Here is a 25464-nt window from a genome sequence, read left to right on the forward strand (position 1 = left end):
CTGACGGGTGTGTCCTGCGCCCGGGACCTCCGTGGGCCGCGACGCGGGTCAGGCGGGGCTCCAGCCCAGCTCCTTGCCGCCGATCACGTGGCCGTGGACGTGGAAGACGCTCTGGCCTGCCCGCGGGCCCGAGTTGAAGATGAGCCGGAACTGGCCGTCGGCCTGCTCGCTCGCCACGGCGTCCGCGAGCGCCACGACGCCCGAGAGCAGCTCGGGGTCGGCGGCCGCGAGCTGTGCGATGTCGCCGTGGTGCGCCCGGGGCACGACCAGGACGTGCAGCGGGGCCTGCGGGTTGATGTCCTTGAACGCGACGGCCTGGTCCGTCGAGGCGACGACCGTCGCGGGGATCTCCCCTGCGACGATCTTGCAGAACAGGCAGTCCGGGTCGGTGGGCCGGGAGGTGTCGTTGCTCGTCATGTCGGCAGGCTACCCCCGGTCACCGGGCCGCAGCCCGGTGACCGCCGGTGCGGTGCGGCGTGCGCTCACGCGGGCGTGCCGTCCCAGCGGCCGAGCCGCTGGACCAGCAGGGCGATCGCGACGGGTCCGGCGGTCGAGGTCCGCAGCACGTGCGGGCCCAGGCGCGCCGTGAGGGCGCCGGCCTCGGTGAGCGCGTCGACCTCCCGCTCGGAGATCCCGCCCTCGGGCCCGACGACGACGAGGACCTCGGGTGCTCGGCCCTCCGCGGCGTCGGCCGGGGACGCGGGGACGGGCAGCGGCACCTCGGCGAGCGGGGCGCTGGCTTCCTCGTGCAGGACGATCACGGCGCCGCCTGCCGCGACGACCTCGCGCGTGCGCTCGACGAGCCCGCGCGTGTCGATCGCGACGTCGACGCGGGGCAGGCGCGCACGGCGGGCCTGCTTGGTCGCGGCGCGCACGGTCGCGAGCCAGCGCGCGCGCGACTTGGCGGCACGGTCCCCGCGCCACACGACGATCGAGCGCTCGGCCTGCCACGGCACGACGGCGTCGGCCCCGACCTCGGTCGCGGCCTCGATCGCCATCTCGTCGCGGTCGCCCTTGGCGAGGGCCTGGACGAGGGTCACCACGACGTCGGGCGCAGGTTCGTGCACGACCTCGTCGACGCGCAGGCCGACCTGGGCGGCCTCGACGGTCTCGATGACGCACCGCAGCCGCAGCCCGTCGCCGTCGACGACGTCGACGTGCTCACCGACCCCCCGCCGCTGGACGACGCCCGCATGGCGCCCCTCGGCGCCGTCGAGCACGTAGAGCGACCCCGCGGGGTACTGCGCGAGCCCCTGGGGCTCTGCGCCGCTCGGCTCGGCGAGGAAGACCGGTGCGCTCATGCCTCAGCGCCCCGAGAGCTTGTCGCGCAGGCGGGAGAAGACTCCCGGGTGCGCGGCCGACAGGCGCGGGTCCGGGCGCTCCTCGCCGCGGGCCTTGGCGAGCGAGCGCAGCAGCTCCTGCTGCTCGTCGTCGAGCCCCGTGGGGACCTGGACCTCGACGTGCACGTTGAGGTCGCCGCGGCCACCCGTGTGCAGGTGGCCGACGCCCAGGTTCTTGAGCGTGACGATCTGACCGGGCTGGGTGCCGGGACGCAGGTCGATCTCCTGCGGGCCGTCGAGCGTCTCGAGCTCGAGGACCGTGCCGAGCGCGGCGGCGGTCATGGGGACCTGGAGCGTGCAGTGCAGGTCGTCGCCGCGGCGCACGAAGATCTCGTGGTTGCGCTCGCGGATCTCGACGTACAGGTCGCCCGCGGGTCCGCCGGCCGGGCCGACCTCTCCCTGCGACGTGAGCTTGATGCGCGTGCCCGTGTCCACTCCCGCGGGCACGTTCACGGTCAGGGTGCGGCGGCTGCGCACGCGTCCCTCGCCCGCGCACTCGGCGCAGGGCTCGGGGATGACGGTGCCGAAGCCCTGGCACGCCGCGCAGGGAGCGGTCGTCATGACCTGCCCGAGGAACGAGCGGGCCACGCGCTGGACCGTGCCGCGCCCGTTGCAGACGTCACAGGTACGGGGCGAGGTGCCGGGGCGACAGCACGAGCCGCTGCACGTCCCGCACACGACCGCGGTGTCGACCTGGAGCTCGCGGCGGGCACCGAACGTGGCCTCCGAGAGGTCGATGTCGAGGCGGACCAGGGAGTCCTGGCCGCGGCGGGCGCGCGGGATGGGGCCGGACTGCGCCTGTCCCCCGCCGAAGAACGTCTCGAAGATGTCCTGGAAGCCGAAGCCCCCGCCCATGCCGCCACCGGCGGCGGACGGGTCCGAGCCGAGGTCGTACTGCTGGCGCTTGTCCGGGTTGGACAGGACCTCGTACGCGCGGGACACGTCCTTGAACTTGTCCTCGGCGGCCTCGCCCGCGACGTCAGGGTGCAGCTCACGGGCCAGCTTGCGGTAGGCCTTCTTGATCTGGTCCTGGCTCGCGTCCCGGGGCACGCCCAGGATCTCGTAGTAGTCGCTCACAGGTCACTCTCTACTAGCGCACGCCGACGGTGGATCGGCGACTTCCGACAACGCCCCGCAGCACGCGCCGGGCCCGAGGGCCCGGTCGCCGCACCCGGTGGCGCAAGAACCATGCTCATGCTGTCAGGACGCGCGACAGGTACCGCGCCACGGCGCGGACCGAGGCGATCGTCCCGGGATAGTCCATGCGGGTCGGTCCGATCGAACCGATCAGCGCGACCGAGTCGCCCTCGTTACCGTATCCGCTCGTCACGACAGAGGTCTCCGCGAGGCCCTCGAGCTGCGTCTCGTGACCGATCCGCACGCTCACCCCGGACTCCGCGGCCATCTCGGTCAACAACCCGAGCAGCACGACTTGTTCCTCGAGCGCCTCGAGGACCGGGCGCAGCGCGTGCTCGAACCTCATCCCGACCCGGGCGAGGTTGGCGGTGCCGGCCAGCACGATGCGTTCCTCGGACTCCTCGGAGAGGGTCTCCTCGACCAGCAGCGCGAGCGAGCGGGCCAGGTCCTGGTGCTCGGGGCGGAACTGCTCGGCGACCTCGGCGAAGCCCTGCCCGAGCTCCGCGAGACGCTTGCCCGCCGCGACCGCGTTGAGCCGCGAGCGCAGCTCGGCGAGCGTCGCCTCGTCCGGGGCCGCGGCGACCTCGAGCGTGCGCTGCTCGACCCGGCCCGTGTCCGTGATGATGACCACGAGCAGGCGGCGGTCGCCGACCGGCACGAGCTCGAGGTGGCGCAGGCCCGACCGACGCAGCGACGGGTACTGGACCACGGCCACCTGGCCCGTGAGCTGGGCGAGCAGCCGCCCCGCCCGCGTCACGACGTCGTCGAGGTCGACCGCCTCGGACAAGAAGGTCTCGATGGCCCGACGCTCGGGCGACGACAAGGGCTTGACCGTCGAGAGCTTGTCCACGAACAGGCGGTAGCCCTTGTCCGTGGGGATGCGCCCGGCAGACGTGTGCGGCTGGGCGATGTAGCCGTCCTCCTCGAGGGCGGCCATGTCGTTACGGATCGTGGCCGGGGACACGCCCAATCGATGCCGCTCGGCGAGGACCCGCGACCCCACCGGTTCCCTGGTGAGGACGTAGTCCTCGACGATCGCACGCAGCACATCGAGCCGTCGTTCCTCGCTCATGACCACCTCCTGCCGATCGTCGCGCGTTCGCACTCTCTACCGTCGAGTGCTAATTCTACGCGGTCGCGAGGAGGTCGCGGGCGACGTGCACATCCTTCTCACGCTCTCTCCGGGAGGTGGCCCGAGAGGGAGGCGCGGCCGACCACGCGCCCCCCGCTCCGCCGTCGGGCCCGACTCCCCCGCCAGGTCTCACCGCGCTGCCCAGGCCGCACCGCGCCCGACGGCGGCGCTCACGTCGCGGACGTCACCTTGCCCTGGGGTGCGGCGTGCGCTCGCGCCCGCAGGTCCACGATCGCGACCACGAGCGAGACCGCGACGAGCGCGACCGTGATGAGCATCGCGGTGCTCGCCGCGACCGCGCCCGTCGAACCACCCGCCTTGAGCGAGTAGTACGTCGAGAGGACCACCGCGATGCCCATGGCCGAGCCCACGCGCTGCCCGAGCTGGAGCATGCTGCCCGCGACCCCCGCGAGCTCGACGGGGACCCGCGCGAGGGTCAGCGTCTGGTTCGGGGAGATGACGGTGCCGCTCCCGATCCCCGCGACCATCATGGTCAGGGCGATGGCCCACCCTCCGGCCGACGCGTCGTCGCCCGTGCCACGGATCGCGAGGATCACGCCCGCGAGCCCGACGAGCACCACGACCAGCCCCGCGACCACGAGCGGACGCCCCCAGCGTGCGACCCCGCGCCCCGCGAGCCACGACGCGACGCCCGACGCGATCGCGAACGGCATGCCGATGAGCCCGGCGTGCAGGGGCGTGAAGTGCAGGTCGTTCTGGAGGTACAGCGTCGCGACGAGGAAGATGCCCGTGAAGCCCGCGAAGTACGTGATCCCCAGCAGCGTGCCGTTGCGGAAGGAGGTGAGCGACAGCACGCGGGGGTCCAGGACCGGCGCACCCGTGGTGCGCTGGTAGCGCCGCTCCCAGAGCACGGTCGCGGCCACCGCGACCGCCCCGACCGCGAGCCACCACCACCGTCCGGGGTCGTCGTCCTGCCCGGACGTCGTGACGAACGGGAGCATGACCGCCACGGTCGCGACCGCGATGAGGACCAGGCCGACCGGGTCGAGCTTGCGCGGGCCGGCCTTGCGCGTCGCCGCGGGCAGGAAGCGGATCGCGAGCGGCAGGACGACCGCGATGATCGGCACGTTGATCCCGAAGATCCACCGCCACCCGTTCTCCTCGCCCGCCGCCTGGATGATCAGCCCGCCGAGCAACGGCCCCAGGGCCGTCGAGATGCCGATCGTGGCGCCGAACATGCCGAACGCCTTGCCGCGCTCGTACCCCGAGAACATCTGCTGGATCAGACCGATGACCTGCGGGTTGAGCAGGCCCGCGCTCGCGCCCTGCAGGAGCCGCGCGATCGCGAGCCACTCGTCGCTCGGCGCCAGGCCCGCGGCGAGGCTCGTGAGCGCGAAGCCCACGAGCCCGACGATGAACAGCGCCCGGCGCCCGCCCGCGTCGCCCAGACGGCCCGCGGGGACGAGCGCGAGACCGAACGCGAGGGTGTAGCCCGCGACGATGAGCTGCAGCTCGGTGGGTCCCGCGTCGAGCGCCTTCTCGATCGAGGGGAGCGCGACGTTGACGATCGACACGTCGAGCATGGTGATGAACCCGACCGCGAGACACAGCCCCAGGACGCGCCAGCGCTGGGGGTCGGGCGCGGCCTGACCGCTCGAAGTGCTCACCGGCCAGTCGTACCACGCCCCGCGCCACGGCACCCGGCGAGCCGCGGAGAGGTTCGCGGGTCGCCGCGCGCCCCTTCCAGGCGCGGGGCCGACCACCGCCTAGGGTGAGGCGGGTGAGCTTCGATCGCTACGGTGCCGACGTCCTGTCCAGCGCGACCCCCGCCCCGGTCCCCCACCGCAGGCGCCCCGTCTCGCGACCCCAGGCCGCCGAGCGCGGCCTGGTCGTCGAGGACGTCGAGACCGGCTGGGTCGGTGCGGTGGTGCGGGTCGAGAAGTCGGGCGGCATGCACATCGTCGTCCTCGAGGACCGCGCCGGTCGCACCCGCACCTTCCCGCTCGGCCCCGGCTTCTGGGTCGACGGCGAACCCGTCGAGCTGACCGCGCCCGTGACCACGCGCGCACCGGCGGCGCCCACGCGCACCGCCTCGGGCTCGCGCGCGGTCGCGGACGTCCGGGCCCGCGTCGCCCGCGGTTCGCGCATCTGGGTCGAGGGCAAGCACGACGCCGAGCTCGTCGAGAAGGTCTGGGGCGACGACCTGCGCATCGAGGGCGTCGTGGTCGAGCTCCTCGACGGCGTGGACAACCTCGCGGAAGCCCTCGAGGACTTCAGCCCGACGGCGGAGCGCAAGGTGGGCGTCCTGGTCGACCACCTGGTCCCGGGCAGCAAGGAGACGCGCCTCGTCGCCGAGGCGCTGCGGGGCGTGCGCCCCGGCACGGTCAAGGTGCTGGGCCACCCCTACGTCGACGTGTGGCAGGCCGTGCGACCAGAGCGCTTGGGCCTGACCACCTGGCCCGTGATCGAGCGCGGCACCGAGTGGAAGCGCGGGATCCTGCGCGAGCTCGGGTGGCCCGCTGCCGAGCAGGCCGACGTCGCCCGAGGCTGGCAGCGCATCCTGGGCACCGTGCGGACCTACGCCGACCTCGAGCCGTCCCTGCTGGGCCGGGTCGAGGAGCTCATCGACTTCGTGACGGCCGACTGAGCTACTTCACGATCCGCACGTCGACCGGGTACCGGGTCGTCTGTCCCTTGCCGACCGTCTGGAAGTTCAGGACGCCGAACACGAGCGACGTGACCCAGACGCCGAAGACCACGAGGCCCTCGATGAAACCGGGGAGCACGAGGTTCGCGCCGACCAGCACGATCGCCACGAGGATCTGGAAGTTGAGCGCCTTCTTGGCCTCGCCGTCCACGACGTAGCTGCGCTCCCGGAAGACCAGCCAGATCACGAGGGGCGCGAGGAAGCCGAGGATGCCGCCCAAGAGGTGCGACAGGCTCGCCCACGTCCTGGTGTCCGCCGGAGAGAGCGGCTGGGCCGGTCCCGGCCGGCCCTGCGGCGGGTACTGCCCCTGCGCGGGGTACTGCCCCTGCTGTCCCGGCTGGGAGTACTGGCCGGCGGGCGGCCCGTAGCCGCCGGCCTGCCCGGGGTAGCCGTTCTGGCCCGGCTGCCCCTGGGGGCCCGGGGCGCCGCCCTGGCCGGCCGGTGGGACGTACTGCCCGTAGTCCGGGACCTGGTCGGAGGAGTGCTGGTCGCTCATCGTGGCCTCTCTGCGGTCGAACCGGACCCTTCGTGACGGACCGGGCGCCCCAAACTAGCCGGTCGCGATCATCGAGGGCCAGCCCGACCAGGTGGTGGTCGGGCTCGTCCTGCGAGCACGGCTCGGGCAGCGGCCGGCCCCGCACGGGGCGACCAGCTCGAACGCCACCGGGCCTCGCCGCCGCTCCTGGGAGCGGCGGCGAGGCCCGGTGGCTTCGTGCGACGTGCTCGGGTCAGACCGGCTGCTCGCCGATCAGACGACGGTAGGCGTAGGCCACCGCGATGTAGGACAGCGGGATCGTGACCAGGAGCCCGATGAAGCAGGCGATGAAGCCCACGATGTTGATGCCGAAGAGCGCCAGGAGCAGCAGGAAGACCGACCCGAAGTTCTTCGCCACGAGCGACCAGCTCGACTTGATCGCGGTGATCGCGTCCTGCTCCTTGTCGAGCGTGAAGTAGTAGACGAAGGTCGAGAAGAGCAGGACCGCGAGACCCGGCAGGACGCAGAGGATCGTGCCGACGGCAGCCATGATCCCGACCAGGAAGGCCGCGAGGATGACGTTCACCACGTTGCCGATCCGGAAGAACGCCGCGACGTCGGGCTTGCGTGCCTGCGACTCGTCGAGAGCACCGCGGGTGAAGAAGGCCGTGATCAGGTAGCCGATGATCGCGCCCACGATCGACAGCACCACGCTGCCGAAGCTCAGGCCGACGGCCTCGAGCATGTTGGTGTCCGTGAACCCGTCGGTGCGGTAGTCCGTGAACCGCTCGAACCCACCGGTGATCCAGTTGAAGACGGCGTTGATGAGGACGAAGATCAGGGCCGCGAGGATCCACGGCAGCGGGTTGGCCCAGAACTTCTTCCACCCGAACCCGATCGCGTCACCGACCGCGAACGGCGCGGCGCCCACGTAGGCGGGCTGCGCCGGGGGCGGGTACGCGCCGCCGGCAGGCGGGTAGCCGCCACCCGGGGGTGGGTAGCCGCCCCCCGGGGGCGGGTAGCCACCGCCAGGGGGCGGGGCGACCGGCGGCTGGCCTCCGGCCGGAGCGCCGTAAGGGGGCGCGGCAGGCGCACCGTACGGAGGCGCCGCGGGCGGCGGGGTCGGCGCACCGTAGGGGGGCGGGGCGACCGGCGGTGCGGTCGGCGGCGTGACCGGCGGTGCGGTCGGGGGCGTCGGCTGAGCGGGCGGCGTCACCGGAGGGGTGGCGGGCTGAGCGGGCGGCGTCACCGGCGGAGTGACGGGCTGCTCGGGCTCGGAGGGAGGCGGCGCGGCGCCCGGCTCGGGCGTGCTCGCGTACGGGTTCTGCGGCGTGGGCTCGTTCTCTTCCGGCGGCGGCCCGCCTGCGGTGTTGTCGCTCATCGGGATCCCTCGGTCGTCGGGGTGCGGCAAGCCACACTGTGAACAGACTGTGACGATCGAACATTTCACAGATCGCTATCAACGATGACGGTTCGGGACGTTTCCCGCCACAGGAGCAGCGGGTGACGACGGCACCCGTCGATGCCGTCTTGCGTCCCGGCGCGGGAGCCTGCGCAGGCACCGCGCGCACCGCGCATGACCAGGGCCGAGCCGGGCGAGGCGCTCAGCCGCGGAGCGCGACCGCCTGCGCGAGCCCGGCCGCGACCACGCTCGCGTAGAGCGTGGTCCCCTCCCCTGCCGGGTGCACGCCGTCGGGTCCCAGGAGCGTCGGCTGGGCCGCGATCGCCGAGCTCCAGTCCGCGACGACGACGTTGCCGAAGCGCTGGGACGCACCGACCATCTCGGCGTTGGCGGCGGGTACCCAGGACCGGTCGGCGTACCCCGTCACGAGCACCACGGTGTGGTCCGGTCCGATCGTCGCGAGGACCTGGTCCATCATCGCGGCGTCGATCGTGCTGTTCGTGCCCAGCGAGACCACGACGTAGGGCCGCAGGCTCCCGGCCGCGCGCACCGCCTCCACGAGCCCGGCGGCGTCCTTCATCTGCCGAGAGACGGCGCCGTCGATGAACACCCCGGGCAGGGCCGCCGTGAGCGCCGGAGCGCTCGCGAGGGTGACCGAGTCGCCGATGATCGTCACCTGGTCACCGGGCGGGGGCGCCGGGGGCGCGGGGTCCTGGGGCGCCGGGGCCGGTGCCTGCGCGTCAGGAGCCGCAGCGTCCGGCGCTGCCTCAGGAGCCGGCGCCTCCCCGGCCGTTGCCGCCCCCGGCTGCTGCGTCCCGGCGGCGACCTCCTGCCCCGCGAGGATCTGCGACTCGACCGAGGACACGGCAGGGGCCCGGACGAACCCGGTGACGGCCAGCCCCACGACGAGCACCGTCGCGGCGAGGGTGACCCACCCGTGCACGGGCAGCGGGTTGCGGCCCGTGGCCCCCCTCCGCGCCCAGGCGACGACGGTACGGACGTAGCCACCGAGCCCTCGTCCCATGACAGGCCGCTCGACGAACCGGTACGACAGCGCCGCGACGACCACGGTCACGACCGTCGCGGTCAGCGCGACCCACGGACCGGGGGTCGCGTACAGGCCACCTCCGCCCGCGACCGCGGCGACCAGGATGAGCACGGGCCAGTGCCACAGGTAGAGCCCGTAGGACCGGGCACCGATCCAGCCCGCGGGGCCCTTGTCGAGCAACCGACCGAGACGGGGTGCGTGCAGGACGAGGTTGACGACCCCGGCGGTGGCCAACGACACGACGAAGAGCCCGCCGCGGTAGGTCGCGGCCCCGTCCCACGGCATCCGGAACATCGCGAGCAGCAGCACGAGGGCCCCCACGGTCCCCGCGCCGAGCACGAACGCCGCGCCTCGCGTGGTCGCGGTCCGCGGGGACTCGCGCACGAGCGTCGGCCTGCCGGTGCGCAGGTGCCAGAAGGCCAGGAACGCGCCGATCATGAGCCCGAACAGGTGCGTGTCGGTGCCGAAGTACACCCGCGTGGGGTCCGTCCCCGGCGCGTACAGCAGCGCCATGGCCACGGCCGAGACCACGGCGAGAGACCCTGCCAGGACCAGGGCCCTGCGTCGGGTGATCCGCAGCGCGAGCACCCCGAGGACCGCGAGGGGCCAGAGCAGGTAGAACTGCTCCTCGACCGCGAGCGACCACAGGTTGGCGAAGAGCTGCGGGGCGAGCCCGCCCGAGTACGTGCTGCCCTGCGCGACGTAGACCCAGTTGCTCGTGAAGGTGGCGGCCCCGGCGACCTGCGCACCGATCCCGACCAGGACGTCACCGCCCACGAGCCCGGCGACCGCCGTGCACGTGAGCACGACGAGCGCGAGCGCGGAGAGCAGGCGGCGCGCCCTGCGGACCCAGAACCGGGTCAACGAGACCGTGCGACGCTCCCGGAACTCGCGGACCAGGAGCGTCGTGATGAGGAAGCCGGAGAGCACGAAGAAGACGTCGACCCCGACATACCCACCCGGGAGCAGCTGCGGCGCGAAGTGGAAGAGCATGACCGAGACGACGGCCAGAGCCCTCAGCCCGTCCAGGCCGGCGATCCGCCGGTACCGGACCGTGGGACGGGCAGGGCGCGAGGGACGCTCGGGCCCGCGTCCGTGAATATCCTCGCGGCCCGACGGCGGAGCGACGGGCTCGGCGGTCGGGTCCGCGAGCGCTCCGGGATCGAGCACGTCGGCTGGTCGCAGTCGTTGCCACACGTCGACGCGTTCCGTCGACGTCCTGGCCTCCCCGGTCTGCACCGAGGCCGACTGTCCGACCATCGTCACCCGTCCGTCAGCTCCCGCACGACCGTGTCTGCCAGCAACCTGCCGCGCAGGGTCAGGACCCCGCGACCGCGGATGGCCGCCTTACCGTCGAGGAGGCCCGCCGCGACCATCCCGGCCACGTTGCGCCGGCCCACCTCGGTAAGGACGCTCAGGTCCAGTCCCTCTCGCAGCCGCACCCCCAGCATGACGCGTTCGAGGTGCGCCTCCTCGAGCGTTAGGAGCTCGCGTCCGGCCGCAGGGCTGTTGCCCGCCTCGAGCAGCGCCGCGTAGCGCCGCGGGTGCTTCACGTTCCACCATCGCACGCCCTCGCGGCCGCCCTGGACAGGCTCGCCCGACGCGTCGACGAGCGACCCCGAGGCCGCGGTCGACACCTCGCCAGCGTCCGTACGGTTCGCCGCTCCACCGATGTACGAGTGAGCTCCGGGGCCGATGCCCCACCAGTCCTCGCCCCGCCAGTAGGCCAGGTTGTGGCGGCAGGCGAAAGCGGGATCCGGTCCCGCCTGCCCGCTCTCCCCCGTGGCCCGCCGCGCCCAGTTGCTCACCTCGTACCACTCGAGCCCGGCAGCGGTCAGCAGCTCGTCCGCGAGCTCGTACTTCTCGGCCTGGTCGTCCTCGCTCGGCAGCGCGATCTCTCCGCGGCGGACCTGAGCCGCCATCTTGGTCCCCTGCTCCACGACGAGCGCGTACGCCGAGACGTGGTCGACCCCGGTCGCCAGGGCAGCCTCGAGGCTCGTGCGCCAGTCGTCGAGCGTCTCGCCCGGCGTCCCGTAGATGAGGTCGAGCGAGACCGCGAGCCCCGCTTCGCGGGCCCAGCGCACCACGTCGGGGATGCGCCGCGGGTCGTGGGTCCGCTCGAGGGTCGCGAGCACGCGCGGCACGGCCGACTGCATCCCGAACGAGACGCGCGTGAACCCCGACTCGGCAAGCTGCGCGAGCGACTCAGGGGTCACCGAGTCCGGGTTGGCCTCGGTCGTGACCTCGGCGCCGGGAACCAGCCCCCACGCGGCGCGCACGCCCGCGAGCATCCTGCCCAGGTCTCCCGCGGGCAGCAGCGTCGGGGTGCCACCGCCGACGAACACGGTCGAGACCGGACGCGACGCCAGGCCGGCCTGGTCCATGACGCGCGCGGCGAGCTCGATCTCCCGCAGGGCCGTGTCGGCGTACGAGGCCTGGCTCGCGCCACCGCCCAGCTCCGAGGCCGTGTAGGTGTTGAAGTCGCAGTACCCGCAGCGCACGGTGCAGAACGGCACGTGCAGGTACACCCCGAACGCGCGACCCGCGTGGTCGTCCGACCCGTCCCCGCCGGGACCGGGCCCCACCCACGCGGGGAGAGCGCCGTCGTCGGGCACGGGGATCCCGTCCGGGAGCGCCGGGCTCATGCCCGCACCCCGGACGCCGCAGAGCGCGCGGTCCCCGAGACGACGAGGACCACGCGCTCACCAGGCAAGCAGCACATCACTTCTTGGACTTGTCCTTCGCGTCCTTGCCGCCGCTGCTGCCCGCACCGTCGGAGGACAGCGCCGCGATGAACGCGTCCTTGGGGACCTCGACCGTACCGATCGTCTTCATGCGCTTCTTGCCCTCCTTCTGCTTCTCGAGCAGCTTGCGCTTACGGCTGATGTCGCCGCCGTAGCACTTGGCGAGCACGTCCTTACGGATCGCACGGATGGTCTCGCGGGCGATCACGCGCGCGCCCACGGCCGCCTGGATGGGGACCTCGAACTGCTGGCGCGGGATCAGCTCCTTGAGCTTCTCCGTCATCATGACGCCGTACGAGTACGCCTTGTCCTTGTGCACGATCGCGCTGAAGGCGTCGACGGTCTGGCCCTGGAGCAGGATGTCGACCTTCACCAGGTCCGCCGCCTGCTCGCCCGAGAGCTCGTAGTCGAGCGACGCGTAGCCGCGCGTCTTGGACTTGAGCTGGTCGAAGAAGTCGAACACGATCTCCGCGAGCGGCAGCGTGTACCGCAGCTCGACCCGCTCCTGGGAGAGGTGGTCCATGCCGCCCAGCACGCCGCGCTTGCCCTGGCACAGCTCCATGACCGCACCGATGAACTCGGTGGGGCACAGGATCGTGGCCTTGACGATCGGCTCACGGATCTCGCCGATCTTGCCGCCCGGGAACTCGCTCGGGTTGGTGACCGTGACGACCGAGCGGTCCTCGAGGGTCACCTCGTAGACGACGTTCGGGGCGGTCGAGATGAGCTCGAGGTCGAACTCGCGCTCGAGGCGCTCGCGCACGATCTCCAGGTGCAGCAGGCCCAGGAAGCCCACGCGGAACCCGAAGCCGAGCGCGACCGAGGTCTCGGGCTCGTAGTTGAGCGCCGCGTCGTTGAGCTTGAGCTTGTCCAGGGCATCGCGCAGGACCGGGTAGTCCGAGCCGTCGATCGGGTACAGGCCCGAGAACACCATGGGCTTGGGGTCGCTGTAGCCGCCGAGCGCGTCCTCCGCGGGCTTGGCCGCGTTGGTCACGGTGTCACCGACCTTGGACTGGCGCACGTCCTTGACGCCCGTGATGAGGTAGCCGACCTCGCCCACGCCGAGCCCCTTGGTGGGGTGCGGCTCGGGCGCGCTCACGCCGATCTCGAGGAGCTCGTGCGTCGCCTTGGTCGACATCATGACGATCTTCTCGCGCGGGTTCAGGCTGCCGTCGACCACACGAACGTACGTCACGACACCGCGGTAGGTGTCGTACACCGAGTCGAAGATCATGGCGCGCGCCGGGGCGTCGGCGTCACCCTGCGGGGCCGGCACCTCCTGGACGATGCGGTCGAGCAGGTCGGTCACGCCCATGCCCGTCTTGCCCGAGACCTTCAGGACGGTCGAGGGGTCGACGCCCACGAGGCCCGCGATCTCCTCGGCGTACTTCTCGGGCTGCGCGGCCGGCAGGTCGATCTTGTTGAGCACCGGGATGATCGCGAGGTCGTTCTCCATCGCGAGGTACAGGTTCGCGAGGGTCTGCGCCTCGATGCCCTGCGCGGCGTCGACGAGCAGCACGGCCCCCTCGCACGCGGCGAGCGAACGCGAGACCTCGTACGTGAAGTCCACGTGCCCGGGCGTGTCGATCATGTTCAGGGCGTAGGGCACGAGCGGCGCCGACGTGTCGTCAGGGTCGTCGCCCTCCCGCACGGCCCACGGCATGCGCACGGCCTGCGACTTGATCGTGATGCCGCGCTCGCGCTCGATGTCCATGCGGTCGAGGTACTGCGCACGCATGGCTCGCGCGTCGACGACGCCGGTCAGCTGCAGCATGCGGTCGGCCAGCGTGGACTTGCCGTGGTCGATGTGCGCGATGATGCAGAAGTTGCGCAGCAGCTCGGGCGGCGTCGCCGCGGGCTGGATGCGGGTGCTCAGCTGGGCGCTGGGGATCGGGGACAACGGGGGTGCGCTCCTGTGGTGGGTCAAGACGGGGCGGCGGACGGCGCCCGGACCTGCGGCTCGGTGCTCGACGACGGAGCGTGAGCCGCCGGGTTCTGCCCGGCAGGTCGCTGGTCGCCGCGCGCAGGGTCGGACAGCAACCATCATTGTCCCACGAGCCCGCACCCGGCAGGCACGGGCGGGCGGGCGCCTGCCCGCGCCGCCCGGCCGTCACGCGGTGCGCGTGATCTCGACCGTGACCTCCAGGTCGCTGGCCGCCGCTCCCGCGTACACGCCCTTGAGGGGCGCGACGTCCTCGTACTCGCGTCCGCGCCCGAGCACCACGTGGTCGAGGCCAGCGCGGCGGCGGTTGGTCGGGTCGTAGCCGCGCCACGCGCCCGTCCACCACTCGATCCAGGCGTGCGACTCCCCCGTGACCGTCTCCCCGACCACCCCGTCCGTGACCGGGTACAGGTACCCGGAGACGTAGCGGGCCGGGATGCCGACGCTGCGCAGCGCGCCCGCGCACAGGTGCGCCATGTCCTGGCACACGCCCTTGCGGGCCAGCCAGGCCTCGGCCGCGGGCGTGTGCGCCGTGGTCACCCCTGGCACGTAGTCGAGCCGGTCGCGCAGCGCGAGGCAGATGGCCTCGGCCGCCGACTCGGGGTCCAGCCCGGCGGCGACGTCGAGCGCGAGGGCCGCGACGTCGTCGGGCACCGCGGTGGTCGCGCTGTCCGTGAGGTACGCCGCCTGGGCGTCCACGACGTCCTCCCCGCCCAGCTCCTCCCACGTGACCTGCGCCCCGCCGGTGGCCGGCGGGGCGACCTCGACCGTGGCGGTCGCCACGATCGTCAGGCGCCGGTGCGGCTCGAGGACCTCGAACGCGGTCACCGTCGTGCCCCAGTAGTCGACGTACTCGTGCGACCACGTGGTCGGCTGGACCGCGACGGCGGCGTCGCGCACGTCCTGCGCCGGGCCCCCCGCAGGCGTCATGCGTGCCTCGTTGTACGACGCCGTCACGGGCGCCTCGTAGTCGAACGTCGTCGTGTGGACCACGCGCAGGGTCCGCCGGCCGGCGTCGCCGACCACCTCGGTGCTCACAGTGCTTCTCCTACCCAGGTCGTGGCGGCCGCGGACGGGAAGTACCGCGCCTTGATCGCGTCGCTCGCGCGCGAGCAGGCGCGCTGGACGCGCTCCATCGCCGCGGGCAGGTCGTCGAGGACCTCCTCGAGCGGGGCGAACTCGAGGCTCGCCCGCACGCTCCCGAGCTCGCGCCGCGCGTCGTCGCTCACCCCGTGACGCCCCTCGGGCTCGAGCTCGCGCAGGCACGCCTCGGCGCTCTCGAGCGCGCACACGATCGACCGCGGGAACAGGCGGTCGAGCAGCAGGAAGCCCGCGGCCCGCTCGTCCGACGCGATCCCGCGATAGACCCGCAGGTACGACTCGTAGGCGCCGCACGAGCGAAGCAGCGTCGTCCACCCGGGGCCCGCGTGCCCGAGCCGCGTCTGGGTCGTCACGAGCCGGGCCGTCATGTCGGCCCGCTCGATCGACCGGCCCAGGAGCATGAAGTGCCACGTCGCGTCGCGGCTCGTGGCCGAGTCCATGAGTCCCGCGACGATCGCCGCCCGCTCGCGCACCCACGAGAAGTAGTCGTGCGGGCGGGCCAGGCGGATGCTGCCCGAGACCTGGTTGCGGGTCGTGTTGAGGCACTCCCACAGCTCGGTCGAGATGATCTCGCGCGCACGCCGGGCGTTCTCGCGCGACGCGACGAGCGACCCCGCGATCGACGACGGGTTGAGCTGGTCGTGGGCCAGCACCCGCAGGACGTGGGCCCGGTCCACGAGCCCCGTGCCGGGCTCGACGGGGTGGTCCATGACCGTCAGGAGCGACCGGCAGGCCAGGTCCTCCGCGGCCCACGGGTCCTCGCTGAGCATCTGGACGTGCACGTCGAGGATGCGGGCGGTGTCGTCCGCGCGCTCGACGTACCGACCGATCCAGAAGAGAGACTCCGCGATCCGGCTCAGCATGGTCGTTCCCCGTCCGTCGCCACGTGCCCCCGGGCCGGTACGGCCCCGGGCTCGCGAGGGACCGCACGCTGGCGGTCGCTCGCCTGCTGCTGTTGCTGCTGCTGGTGCCGGCTCCCGGCACCCTGGGCGGCGTCCGCGGGATTGGTCGCGATCGGGACCCCGGCAGCCACCGCGCCGGACGCCGCGAGCGTGACGGGGGCGACGTCGTCGACCACCTGCCGGGGTCCCTCGCCCAGGACCCACGTGTCCTTGGAGCCGCCCCCTTGCGAGCTGTTCACGACGAGCTGCCCCTCGGGCAGCGCCACGCGCGTGAGCCCTCCGGGCAGGACCCAGACGTCCGTGCCGTCGTTGACCGCGAACGGCCGCAGGTCCACGTGACGGGGCCGGAAGCGCCCGTCGACGAACGTCGGAGCCGTCGAGAGCTGCACCACGGGCTGCGCGACCCACCCGCGCGGGTCCGCCTGGAGCCGCCGGCGCATCGCGTCGAGCTCGGCACGGGAGGCCGCCGGACCCACGAGGATCCCCTTGCCACCCGATCCGTCGACGGGCTTGACGACCAGCTCGTCGAGGCGGTCGAGCACCTCCGCGAGCGCCTCGGGCTCCTGCAGGCGCCACGTGTCGACGTTGGGCAGGAGCGGCTCCTCCGACAGGTAGTAGCGGATGAGGTCGGGGACGTAGGTGTAGACGAGCTTGTCGTCCGCGACCCCGTTGCCCACCGCGTTCGCGAGCGTCACGGTGCCGAGCCGCGCGCACCCGAGCAGCCCCGGGACACCCAGGATCGAGTCGGCGCGGAACTGCACCGGGTCGAGGAACGCGTCGTCGACGCGCCGGTAGATGACGTCGACCCGGCGACGGCCCTTGGTGGTCCGCATGTAGACGCGACCGCCCGCGCAGAACAGGTCGCGCCCCTCGACGAGCTCGACACCCATGAGCCGGGCGAGCAACGAGTGCTCGTAGTAGGCCGAGTTGAAGACGCCAGGGGTGAGCACCACGACCGTCGGGTCGGGGACCCCGTCCGGGGCTGCGGCGAGCAGCGCGGCCAGGAGCCGGCGCGGATAGTCGATCACGCGCCGGATGCGCAGGCTCGAGAACAGCTCGGGGAACGTCTGCACCATGGCCTGCCGGTTGGAGATCACGTAGCTGACGCCGCTCGGGACGCGCACGTTGTCCTCGAGCACCCGGAAGTCGCCCGCCTCGTCCCGGATCAGGTCGATCCCCGAGACGTGCGCCCGCACGCCGTTGGGCGGCTCGATCCCGTACGCGGCCCGGTGGAAGTCGGCCGAGGACAGGATGAGCCGTTGCGGGACCACCCCGTCCGTCACGCAGCGCTGCGGGCCGTAGACGTCCGCGAGGAACGCCTCGAGCGCGCGGACCCGTTGGGCCACGCCCGCGGAGATCCGGTCCCACTCGTCGGCCTCGATGACCCGCGGGACCACGTCGAGCGGGAAGGGACGCTCCTCGCCTGCGACGTCGAACGTCACGCCCTGCGCGAGGTACGAGCGGGCCAGGGCCTCCGCCCGCGAGGAGACCTCGGCCGCGGTGAGGCGGGTCATGGTCGTGTGCACACGCTCGAACCGGGGACGCAGCCCGCCGTCCTCGTCGAGCATCTCGTCCCAGGCCCGTGAGCGGGGATAGTCGTCGAAGAGGTCTGCCATGACGGGGACCGTAGTCACCCGGTGTTCCCGCGGCGTGTCCCCCGTGTTACCGGTCGCGTCCGGGTGTGACGGGCGGTCGACGCGGGGGCCCGACGGCCGGTCCGACGGCCGGTGCGGGACCGCTCGGACCGCCGTGCCGGATACGGGTAGATTGCGGGCGTGGCTCAGAACAAGTGGATCTCCCTGCTCACGGACGCGGCCCGCGCGATCCTCGGCGCGCTCGGCGGGTCGTCGCGATCGGGTGGCTCGGGCGCGGGTGGCTCGTCCTCCGGCCCGACGACGTCGGGCACCCCGCGCGGCATCGCTCCCCGCCCCGGGTCCGGTGCGCCGTCGTCGGGCACCGCGGGCCCCAAGCCGGGACCGCGCACCAAGCCGGGCACCCCGAAGGGCTCCGCGAGCACGCGGCCGGCGGGCCGGAAGCCCGCACCCCAGGGACAGGCTCGCGGGCCGCAGCCCGGTGCCGGCACCTACCCCGGCGACTACACGGGCGCGGTGCGCGCCGAGTACGCACCCCAGCTCGACGGCGACCCGGACCCCGGCGAGATCGTGTGGACCTGGGTCCCCTACGAGGAGGACTTCACCCAGGGCAAGGACCGTCCCGTGCTGCTCGTGGGTCGCGACGGCGGCTGGCTGCTCGCGATCATGCTCACGAGCAAGGACCACTCGCGCGACGCCGCGGACGAGGCCCGCTGGGGCCGGTACTGGCTCGACATCGGCTCGGGCCCCTGGGACGCGCAAGGGCGCGACTCGGAGGTCCGCCTCGACCGCGTGATCCGCGTGGACCCCGGCGCCGTGCGTCGCGAGGGGGCCGTCATGGGCCGCTCGACGTTCGACACGATCATCCGCGAGATGGGCAAGGTCTGAGGCCTCGCACCTGGGCTGCGCCCCTGCCGGGCGCTCCGGCACGAGACCCCGTCACAGGGTCCGCAGGACCCGGCACAGGGCGCGTGCGGACCGTGCGCGAGGGGCGAGGAGGGCGCCGTTCCAGCGTTCTGGCCGATCCTGCGGTCGGCTGGTAGTCTTGGTGGTCGCGTGTCCGCCCAGGTCGGCGGGCACAGTTCCAGCTCCTCTCCAAGGGTTCCCCACCCCCAGTCCCGGAGCTGGAATCGCCCTCTACGACCTATTCGATCGCTTCGGCGAACACACCAGAAAGTCCACACGTGGCTAACATCAAGTCTCAGATCAAGCGCATCAAGACGAACGAGAAGGCTCGTCTGCGCAACAAGGCTGTCAAGTCGGAGCTCCGGACGAACGTTCGCCGCGTTCGCGAGGCCGTCGCCGCCGGTGACAAGGAGGCCGCAACCAGCGCCCTCGTCGTCGCGTCGAAGAAGCTCGACAAGGCAGTCTCCAAGGGTGTCATTCACGAGAACCAGGCTGCTAACCGCAAGTCGGCACTCGCGAAGGCCGTCAACGCTCTCTGAGCCTGACACTCCCTTCCACGCGTGACCTTGTGCGCCCCTGATCCACCTCGGGCAGCACGGTGAACGTCGAGAGGCGCTGCTCCCTCCACGGAGCGGCGCCTCTCGTGCGTCCGGGGGCGGGCGCGGAGAGCTCGTCCTGACCGGCGTGCCCCGGCCGCTGCGATCCTGGCCGGCTCACGGGGTCACCGTCCGCCCGGCCTGCCGAGATCAGCGGCCCGTGCCGTGCGCCCCCGCGATCACCAGGACCGCACGCTCGACCGCGAACACCGGGTCGCGCCCGCCGCCCTTGACCTCGGCATCCGCCTGGGCGACCGCCGTGATCGCGGCCGCGAGGCCTTCCGGGGTCCAGCTCGAGAGGTCCTTGCGCGCCCGGTCGATCTGCCAGGGGGCCAGCCCCAGGTCCTTGGCCGACGCTCCACCACGCCCGCGCATGGCCGCGACCTTGGCGAGCGTGCGGAGCTTCATCGCGAGCACCGCGACGAGCGGCACGGGGTCCGCTCCCGTCGCCAGGGCGTGGCGCAGCAGGGACACGGCCTCGCCCGCCTTGCCCGCCACGGCGGCGTCGGCCACGCGGAAGCCGCTCGCCTCGACGCGCCCGCCGTAGTACCTGTCGACCGTCGCGGCGTTGATGGTGCCCGTCGTGTCCGCGACGAGCTGCGCGCACGCGCTCGCGAGCTCGCGCAGGTCGTTCCCGAGCGCCTCGACGAGCGCCTTGACAGCCCCCGCGTCGGCTCGGCGGCCTGCCGCCTTGAACTCCGCGGCGACGAACGAGAGCTTGTCGGCGTCCTTCTTGATGGCCTCGCACGCCACGACCGGCGCGCCGCTCGCACGGATCGCGTCGAGCATCTTCTTGCCCCGGACGCCGCCGCCGTGCACGACCACGACGGTCGTCTCCGGGTCCGGCGAGGCGACGTAGTCCACCACGTCGGGGATGAGCGCGTCGGCTGCGGCCTCCGCGCCACGCACCACCACGAACTTGGGCTCGCCGAAGAGAGACGGGCTCGCCGCGACCGTCAGCATGCCCGACTGGTAGGTCACGGCTTCGATCTCGGACTTCTCCGCCTCCGTGTCGCGGGCCCGCGCGAGCTCGAACAACGAGTCGACGGCCCTCTCCGCGAGCAGGCCCTCGGGCCCTTGCACCAGCACCACGGGAGCGAGCTCGACCGCGTTCCACGGGAGCGTCGCGGACGGGCGGGCGGAGGTGCGGGAGGGAGCGGGAGCCATGGGCACAACGATCCCACGGGCCACCCACCGGGGGCACATCGCCGACCCCTGACGGAGGCACGGCGTGCCGACGCGGAAAGCTCGCCGGAGGCACGGACCCGTGACCTCGGCGGTCGTCCGCCGGTCCACGGGTCCGGCTCGGACGTCCCGGTCGCGTGGCACATCACCCGTCCTCGCACCCCGCGACCGCGAGCGCCCCGTCGCGCACGACGAGCGCGAAGGTCCCGCACCGGTCGGTGCGCAGCACCGCGGCCCCGACGCCCGCATAGAGGTCGAGGGCTTCCTCGGTCGGGTGCCCGTACGTGTTCTCGCCCGAGCTGACGATCGCGACCGCGGGGCTGAGCGTCGCGGCGAGTCGTGGGGACTGGACGCGTGAGCCGTGGTGCGCGACCTTGACGACGTCGACCGACGCGTCGGGGCCGTCCGCCCGCAGCGTCCGGTCCAGGGCCTCCTGTCCCGCGTCCTCCAGGTCGCCGAGCGCCACGAGCGTCAGCTGCGGGGTGACGACACGCAACGCGATGCTCGCGTCGTTGGCTCCCCCGTCGGCCTCGGCGAGGACGGGCCCTCCGCCTCCGGAGCCGGGCCCGGCGGAGCCACCCGCCTGCAGCACCTCCCACGACACGTCGCCGAGCGTGCCGCCCGCGCCGGGTTCGGCCACCTCCACGGGAACACCTCGGTCGGCGAGGTCGTCGAGCACCCACTCAGCCTGCTCGGCAGGGTCACCGAGCCCGGTCACGAGCGCTCGTCCCACCTGCCGCCCGTCCAGCACGGCGTCGAGCCCTCCGACGTGGTCGGCGTGGAAGTGGGTCAGCACGAGCAGGTCGAGGCGCTCGATCCCCAGGTCGTCGAGGCACCGCCCTGCGGCGTCGCCTGCCGGACCGACGTCGATCATGAGTCCGCGCCCGTCGCCGGTCCGGACCACGAGCCCGTCCCCCTGGCCGACGTCGCACGCGGCCACGACCCAGTCCGGCGGGACGTCTTGACCGGCGGGGGCGATCCAACGGGGCCACGCGATCACCACGCAACCGGCCACTCCCACGGCAACCACGGCCCAGGCCGCGACGAGTTGCAGCGTGGCGCGTCGTCGTCGGGCTGCGAACGCCTCCCGGACACCCGCGCGTACCGCCGTGCGCCACGTGTGCGGCCAGCCGCTCCCCCGGCTCCACGGGACCCGCACGCCCAGCAGGCCCGCCACCCGCCGCCATCGCCACACCAGCACCAGTGCTGCGAGGGTCAGCAGGGCGAGTGCCGACGCGCCCAGCGGACCACCGGGCCACGGCACCTTCGCCCCGGGCAGCCCGGCGAAGGACCGGGCGACCGCCGCGATCCACCAGGACGCGAGGCCCGCAGGCCACGCGAGCACGACCCCGCCGAGCGGGAACCAGGGGGCCACGAGCGTCGCGAGCACCCCGAGCACCGTCGCGGGCACGAGCGCGGGCGCCGCGACCAGGTTCGCCGGCACGGCGTACGTCGCGATCGACGGGTCGAGCAGGACCAGGACCGGCGCGCACGCGAGCTGGGCCGTCAGCGGGACCGCGAGCGCGAACGCCGGCCCTTTGCCGATCCACGGTGCGAGACGTCGTGCCACGGGCTGGGTACCCAGCACGAGCGCGGCGGTCGCGACGCTCGACAGCACGAACCCGTACGAGCGCGCGAGCCACGGGTCCAGCACGAGGAGCACCACGACGATGCACGCGAGCGCGGGGACGGCGCGCGAGGGGCGTCCCAGCCCGATCCCGACCAGCCCGACCACCCCCATGGCCGCGGCACGCAACACGCTCGGGTCGGGATGGACGAGCAGCACGAACCCCGCCATGACGAGGCCCGTCACCCCCATGCGCACACCGCGCGGCGCCCGGGCCAGCGCGCACAGCGCGGTCACGGCCGCCACGACGATCGCGAAGTGCCCGCCCGAGACCGCGGTGACGTGCGTGAGGCCGGTGGTCCTGAGAGCCGCGTCGAGCTCGTCGTCGATGCGCGAGGTGTCACCGACCGCGACGCCCGGGAGCAGCGCACGGGCGTCCGCGGGCAGCCCGTCCGAGGCCGTCAGCAGGTCGGTCCGGAGCGTGTTGACGACTCGCAGCGCGGGCAGGGGCTCGGCCGTCTCGACCGGCGGCCCGCTCGCGACGAGCGTGGCTGCCGCCCGGTCGCCAGGTTCGGCGCGCAGGAGCCGGCCCGACGCGCGGACCTCGGCCCCGTAGTCGACGTCGGCCCAGGACGGGTCGCCCAGCACGCCGACCTGCCCTCCCCCCGGTGCTGTGACACCTCGCCCCTGGACCGTCGTCAGCTCGAGCGTCGTGCGCACGCTGTCCGAGGACCCCGACCACGGGTTGGTGACCTCGACGGCCTCCTTGACGACCCGGCCGACGACCTCGACCGACGCGCCTTCGGCCGCGAGGTCCGCGGCTCCCCCACGTTCCCGCGCGACGAGGTCTGCTGCCCCGCCCAGCAGGACCGCGAGCACGCACGCCGTCACGAGGAGGCACTGACCGAGCCCTCGGGGCGGGTTCGCGCGCCGCACGAGCAGCAGCGCGCCGAGCAGCGCGAGCAGTCCCGCCGCGGCCGCCGCGCCCGCAAGGGCCACCCCGGGCCGCGACGCAGCGAGCCACCACGCGACACCCCAGGCCGCGAGCGCCCCCGGGACCAGTCGAAGGTCGGTCGCCGAGACCTGGCGCGGGGTGAGCACTGGGGCCGCGCCCGGGGCGGGGTGGGGGGGCGGGGGGCCGGGCCGCGGCGCGGCGGGGCGCCGCGGACCTGTGTCCGAGCCTCCGAGGTCGCGGGACCCTGGGGGCGGGAGGCTCAGACGCCCGCTGTGACGAAGCCCTTGAGCCAGTCGAGCAGCTCGGTGGCCTTCTCCGGGGAGTCGGCCTCGACGAACATGCGCAGCACCGGCTCGGTCCCGGAGAACCGCAGGAGCGCCCAGTTGTCGTTCTCGAGGACGATCTTGGTGCCGTCGAGGTGGGAGATGCTCACGACCGGGTAGGGCCCGACGTGCGTGAGCGGGTCCGCCTCGAGGCGACGCGGCACGGCGACGCGCATCTCCGGCGTCGAGTCGACGCCCGCCTCGAGGGTGTAGAGGCGACCCGTGATCTCGTAGATCATCTCGCGCAGCTCGGAGATCTTCTTGCCCGTGCGGGCGAGCATCTCGACGACCAGGGCGCACGCGAAGATGCCGTCCTTGCCGAGGATCCAGCCGCGGACCGTGAGGCCGCCCGAGGACTCGCCGCCGAGGACCGCGCCGATCTCCTCCATGCCGGCCGTCACGTGCTTGAAGCCGACCTTGACCTCGCGCGACTCCTCGCCGAAGTGCGCGGCCAGCCGGTCGAGCAGGTGCGTCGTCGCGAGGTTGCGCACGACGCCGCCCTTCTCGCCGCGGAACTCGTGCAGGTACCAGTAGAGGAGGAGCAGGAGGTCGTTGGTCGAGATGTACTCGCCGGTCTCGTCGACGATGCCGATCCGGTCGGAGTCGCCGTCGGTGGCCATGCCCAGGTCGTAGCGGCCGTCGCCCTGCTTGATCATCGAGATCAGGGTCGACAGACGCTGCAGGTCCGGCGCGGGCGCGATCCCGCCGAACAACGGGTTGTGCGAGGCGTGGATGAACTCGGAGCGCACACGCATGTCGTTGAGGATCGTGCCGAGCGTGAGCTGGCTCGTGCCGTACATGGGGTCGACGATGACCCGCAGGTCCGAGCCGCGGACGGCGTCGACGTCGACGATCTTCTCGATCGCGTCGACGTAGGGCTCGGTGAGGACCTTGTCCACGACCAGGCCCGCCTTGCGGGCGACCGCGAGGTCGAGCGTGATGACGTCGTCGACGCTCAGTGCGTTGGCCTCGTCCTGGTAGCGGTCGGTCTCGTCGTCGAGGGGCAGCGATCCGTCCTGGCGGAAGACCTTCATGCCGTTCCACTCGGGCGGGTTGTGGCTCGAGGTGACGATGATGCCGTAGGCCGCGCCGAGGTACGGGGCCGCGAACGTCACGAGGGGTGTGGGGACGTCGTCGGGCAGGAGGGTGACCGGGATGTTGTTGCCCGCGAAGACCTCGGCCGCCGCGACGGCGGACTCGCGCGAGAGGAAGCGGCGGTCCCCGCCGATCACGACGCCCAGCCCGTCGATGCCCTTGCGGACCGTCTCGTTCGCGATCGCCTGGCACAGACGGCGCACGTTCGCGAGCGTGTATCCCTCACCGATGATGGCGCGCCACCCGCCGGTGCCGAACACGATCTTGGTGTCGGTGTTCTTCTTGGGCATGAAGAGCCGCTTGAGAAGGATGTCCGCGGCCTCCTGGAGCTCCTCGGGGGTGTTGATGCCCCGGACCTCGTCGGTGTCGTAGATCCGGTACGAGGAGATGCTCTTCTGCTTGGCGATGACGCGGCGGGCGAGCTCGGTCAGGCGGTGCTCGCCCTCGGCGAGCATGGCCTCGAGCTCGGCGAACAGCAGGCCGGGGGACGCGACGTAGGCGCCCACGTTGACCTCGGTGGGGGTGCCGCCGCTCCCGGCGTCGGCCGGGCGGTCCTCCTCCTCGAGGATCGCGGTGATCTCACCGTCCTCACGGACGATCCGCCCGTAGGTGGGCAGGTCCTCGGTCACGACGGCCGCGAGCAGCGACAGGTCCGCGCCCTTGAGCGTGTGGCGGGTCAGGAGGCCCAGCAAGGACTCGGAGCGCAGGAGCGGGGTGTCGGCGTAGGCGACGAGGACCTCGCGCGCGGGGATCGCGAAGGCCTCGATCTCGGCACGCGCCGCGAGCACCGCACCGCCGGTCCCCGGCAGGTCCTGCTGCTCGACGTACGTGAGGTCGTCGCCCAGGAGCCCTCGGACCGTGGTGTCGCCGGGGGCGACGACGACCACGATGCGGTCGTCGGCGACGACCTTGCGGACGTTGGCGACGGCGAGCTCGACCACGGTCGCTTCGCCGAGCGGTCGGGTGATGAGCTCGCGCGACGCGTCGTCGTGACCGGCAGCGAGAACCACCGCCGCTCGATCGTTCGTGGTGGCGGGAGCCTGTGCGGCCTGTGGCAGGGTCATGACGTCCTCACTGCTCGGTGATGCGTCGTGCGCGACCTGTGCCGGCCGCGCTCGGTAGGGCACCGGAGAGCCGAGCGAAAAAAGCACGACTCCTTCCAAATCCCTCGTACGAGAGACCGCGGATGCCCGGTACCACCACGATCATAGACACGCGGAGGGCCGTGTCGAGGGGCTGAGGGCGGTTTGGGGTGGAATCCTCACAAAATAATCGCGAGCGCCCTGCCGCGGCCCCGACAGGCCACCGCGGGGCGAGTCCTGTGGGGAGTTCCACCGAGGTCCGCGCCGCGTCG

At 72.9% G+C, this 25464-nt stretch carries 19 protein-coding genes; 3 read left to right on the forward strand and 16 right to left on the reverse strand.

The features are described from left to right. Positions 1-48: 48 nt before the first annotated feature. The 5 genes from H9641_RS03185 to H9641_RS03205 all read right to left on the reverse strand — a co-directional run bounded on the left by H9641_RS03185 (position 49) and on the right by H9641_RS03205 (position 5237). Complete coding sequence (locus tag H9641_RS03185) at positions 49-417, reverse strand: histidine triad nucleotide-binding protein (RefSeq protein WP_191800945.1); 369 nt, start codon at positions 415-417, stop codon at positions 49-51. A gap of 65 nt (positions 418-482) precedes the next feature. Next, a complete protein-coding gene (locus H9641_RS03190) occupies positions 483-1301 on the reverse strand; it encodes a 16S rRNA (uracil(1498)-N(3))-methyltransferase (RefSeq protein WP_191800947.1) in 819 nt (272 codons plus the stop codon). A 3-nt stretch (positions 1302-1304) separates the two neighbouring features. Further along, positions 1305-2417: a molecular chaperone DnaJ gene (gene dnaJ / locus H9641_RS03195; RefSeq protein ID WP_056650773.1), complete on the reverse strand. Its 1113-nt coding sequence runs from the start codon at positions 2415-2417 to the stop codon at positions 1305-1307. 115 nt (positions 2418-2532) lie between these two features. Next, complete coding sequence (gene hrcA / locus H9641_RS03200; RefSeq protein WP_191800949.1) at positions 2533-3549, reverse strand: heat-inducible transcriptional repressor HrcA; 1017 nt, start codon at positions 3547-3549, stop codon at positions 2533-2535. Between the two features lie 230 nt (positions 3550-3779). Beyond that, a complete protein-coding gene (locus H9641_RS03205) occupies positions 3780-5237 on the reverse strand; it encodes an MFS transporter (RefSeq protein WP_191800951.1) in 1458 nt (485 codons plus the stop codon). A gap of 113 nt (positions 5238-5350) precedes the next feature. Here H9641_RS03205 and H9641_RS03210 point away from each other — a divergent pair, with 113 nt between their 5' ends. After that, positions 5351-6217, forward strand: a complete 867-nt coding sequence (locus H9641_RS03210; RefSeq protein WP_191800954.1) for a DUF3097 domain-containing protein — start codon at positions 5351-5353, stop codon at positions 6215-6217. A 1-nt stretch (position 6218) separates the two neighbouring features. Here the strand turns inward: H9641_RS03210 and H9641_RS03215 are convergent, their stop codons facing one another. The 8 genes from H9641_RS03215 to H9641_RS03250 all read right to left on the reverse strand — a co-directional run bounded on the left by H9641_RS03215 (position 6219) and on the right by H9641_RS03250 (position 17507). Further along, positions 6219-6773 (reverse strand): DUF4870 domain-containing protein, encoded by a 555-nt coding sequence (locus H9641_RS03215; protein ID WP_191800956.1) that lies wholly within the window; start codon positions 6771-6773, stop codon positions 6219-6221. A 232-nt stretch (positions 6774-7005) separates the two neighbouring features. Beyond that, a complete protein-coding gene (locus H9641_RS03220) occupies positions 7006-8133 on the reverse strand; it encodes a DUF2189 domain-containing protein (protein ID WP_191800958.1) in 1128 nt (375 codons plus the stop codon). Positions 8134-8356: 223 nt separating this feature from the next. Further along, complete coding sequence (locus H9641_RS03225; RefSeq protein ID WP_191800960.1) at positions 8357-10462, reverse strand: acyltransferase family protein; 2106 nt, start codon at positions 10460-10462, stop codon at positions 8357-8359. Between the two features lie 2 nt (positions 10463-10464). Further along, the gene (gene hemW / locus H9641_RS03230; protein ID WP_191800962.1) at positions 10465-11847 is read right to left on the reverse strand and encodes a radical SAM family heme chaperone HemW; all 1383 of its coding nucleotides are present in this window, start codon (positions 11845-11847) and stop codon (positions 10465-10467) included. A gap of 76 nt (positions 11848-11923) precedes the next feature. After that, entirely contained in the window at positions 11924-13846 is a 1923-nt protein-coding gene (lepA, locus tag H9641_RS03235) for a translation elongation factor 4 (RefSeq protein WP_191800964.1), read from the reverse strand. 210 nt (positions 13847-14056) lie between these two features. After that, positions 14057-14926: a transglutaminase family protein gene (locus tag H9641_RS03240; protein ID WP_318244357.1), complete on the reverse strand. Its 870-nt coding sequence runs from the start codon at positions 14924-14926 to the stop codon at positions 14057-14059. After that, positions 14923-15852 carry an alpha-E domain-containing protein gene (locus tag H9641_RS03245; RefSeq protein ID WP_191800966.1) on the reverse strand — a complete coding sequence of 310 codons (930 nt, stop codon included), beginning with the start codon at positions 15850-15852 and terminating at the stop codon, positions 14923-14925. Before H9641_RS03245 ends, H9641_RS03240 begins: the two co-directional genes overlap by 4 nt. Then, positions 15846-17507: a circularly permuted type 2 ATP-grasp protein gene (locus tag H9641_RS03250; RefSeq protein ID WP_191800968.1), complete on the reverse strand. Its 1662-nt coding sequence runs from the start codon at positions 17505-17507 to the stop codon at positions 15846-15848. The genes H9641_RS03245 and H9641_RS03250 overlap by 7 nt, the downstream gene beginning before the upstream one ends. Positions 17508-17666: 159 nt before the next feature. Between H9641_RS03250 and H9641_RS03255 the strand changes: the two genes are divergently transcribed. Together H9641_RS03255 and rpsT are read left to right on the forward strand one after the other, a co-directional pair. Then, complete coding sequence (locus H9641_RS03255) at positions 17667-18371, forward strand: type II toxin-antitoxin system PemK/MazF family toxin (protein ID WP_191800970.1); 705 nt, start codon at positions 17667-17669, stop codon at positions 18369-18371. A gap of 296 nt (positions 18372-18667) precedes the next feature. Then, positions 18668-18928 (forward strand): 30S ribosomal protein S20, encoded by a 261-nt coding sequence (gene rpsT / locus H9641_RS03260; protein ID WP_056650751.1) that lies wholly within the window; start codon positions 18668-18670, stop codon positions 18926-18928. Between the two features lie 207 nt (positions 18929-19135). Here rpsT and holA read toward each other — a convergent pair whose 3' ends face one another. The 3 genes from holA to H9641_RS03275 all read right to left on the reverse strand — a co-directional run bounded on the left by holA (position 19136) and on the right by H9641_RS03275 (position 25174). Continuing rightward, entirely contained in the window at positions 19136-20152 is a 1017-nt protein-coding gene (gene holA, locus H9641_RS03265; protein ID WP_191800972.1) for a DNA polymerase III subunit delta, read from the reverse strand. A 163-nt stretch (positions 20153-20315) separates the two neighbouring features. After that, a complete protein-coding gene (locus H9641_RS03270; RefSeq protein WP_191800974.1) occupies positions 20316-22838 on the reverse strand; it encodes a ComEC/Rec2 family competence protein in 2523 nt (840 codons plus the stop codon). 113 nt (positions 22839-22951) lie between these two features. Further along, on the reverse strand, positions 22952-25174 hold the full coding sequence (locus tag H9641_RS03275; protein ID WP_191800975.1) for an NTP transferase domain-containing protein: 2223 nt from the start codon (positions 25172-25174) through the stop codon (positions 22952-22954). Positions 25175-25464 lie beyond the last annotated feature (290 nt).

It is taken from the genome of Oerskovia merdavium, assembly GCF_014836755.1.
In the GTDB taxonomy this organism is placed as follows: Bacteria; Actinomycetota; Actinomycetes; order Actinomycetales; family Cellulomonadaceae; genus Oerskovia; species Oerskovia merdavium.

Excerpts from the sequence above, each read along its gene's own strand:
- H9641_RS03185 (WP_191800945.1), bottom strand. The coding sequence starts at position 417 with ATGACGAGCAACGACACCTCCCGGCCCACCGACCCGGACTGCCTGTTC.
- H9641_RS03275 (WP_191800975.1), bottom strand. The coding sequence starts at position 25,174 with ATGACCCTGCCACAGGCCGCACAGGCTCCCGCCACCACGAACGATCGA.
- hrcA (WP_191800949.1), bottom strand. The coding sequence starts at position 3,549 with ATGAGCGAGGAACGACGGCTCGATGTGCTGCGTGCGATCGTCGAGGAC.
- hemW (WP_191800962.1), bottom strand. The coding sequence starts at position 11,847 with ATGAGCCCGGCGCTCCCGGACGGGATCCCCGTGCCCGACGACGGCGCT.
- H9641_RS03215 (WP_191800956.1), bottom strand. The coding sequence starts at position 6,773 with ATGAGCGACCAGCACTCCTCCGACCAGGTCCCGGACTACGGGCAGTAC.
- holA (WP_191800972.1), bottom strand. The coding sequence starts at position 20,152 with ATGGCTCCCGCTCCCTCCCGCACCTCCGCCCGCCCGTCCGCGACGCTC.
- H9641_RS03250 (WP_191800968.1), bottom strand. The coding sequence starts at position 17,507 with ATGGCAGACCTCTTCGACGACTATCCCCGCTCACGGGCCTGGGACGAG.
- H9641_RS03220 (WP_191800958.1), bottom strand. The coding sequence starts at position 8,133 with ATGAGCGACAACACCGCAGGCGGGCCGCCGCCGGAAGAGAACGAGCCC.
- H9641_RS03225 (WP_191800960.1), bottom strand. The coding sequence starts at position 10,462 with ATGGTCGGACAGTCGGCCTCGGTGCAGACCGGGGAGGCCAGGACGTCG.
- H9641_RS03190 (WP_191800947.1), bottom strand. The coding sequence starts at position 1,301 with ATGAGCGCACCGGTCTTCCTCGCCGAGCCGAGCGGCGCAGAGCCCCAG.
- H9641_RS03245 (WP_191800966.1), bottom strand. The coding sequence starts at position 15,852 with ATGCTGAGCCGGATCGCGGAGTCTCTCTTCTGGATCGGTCGGTACGTC.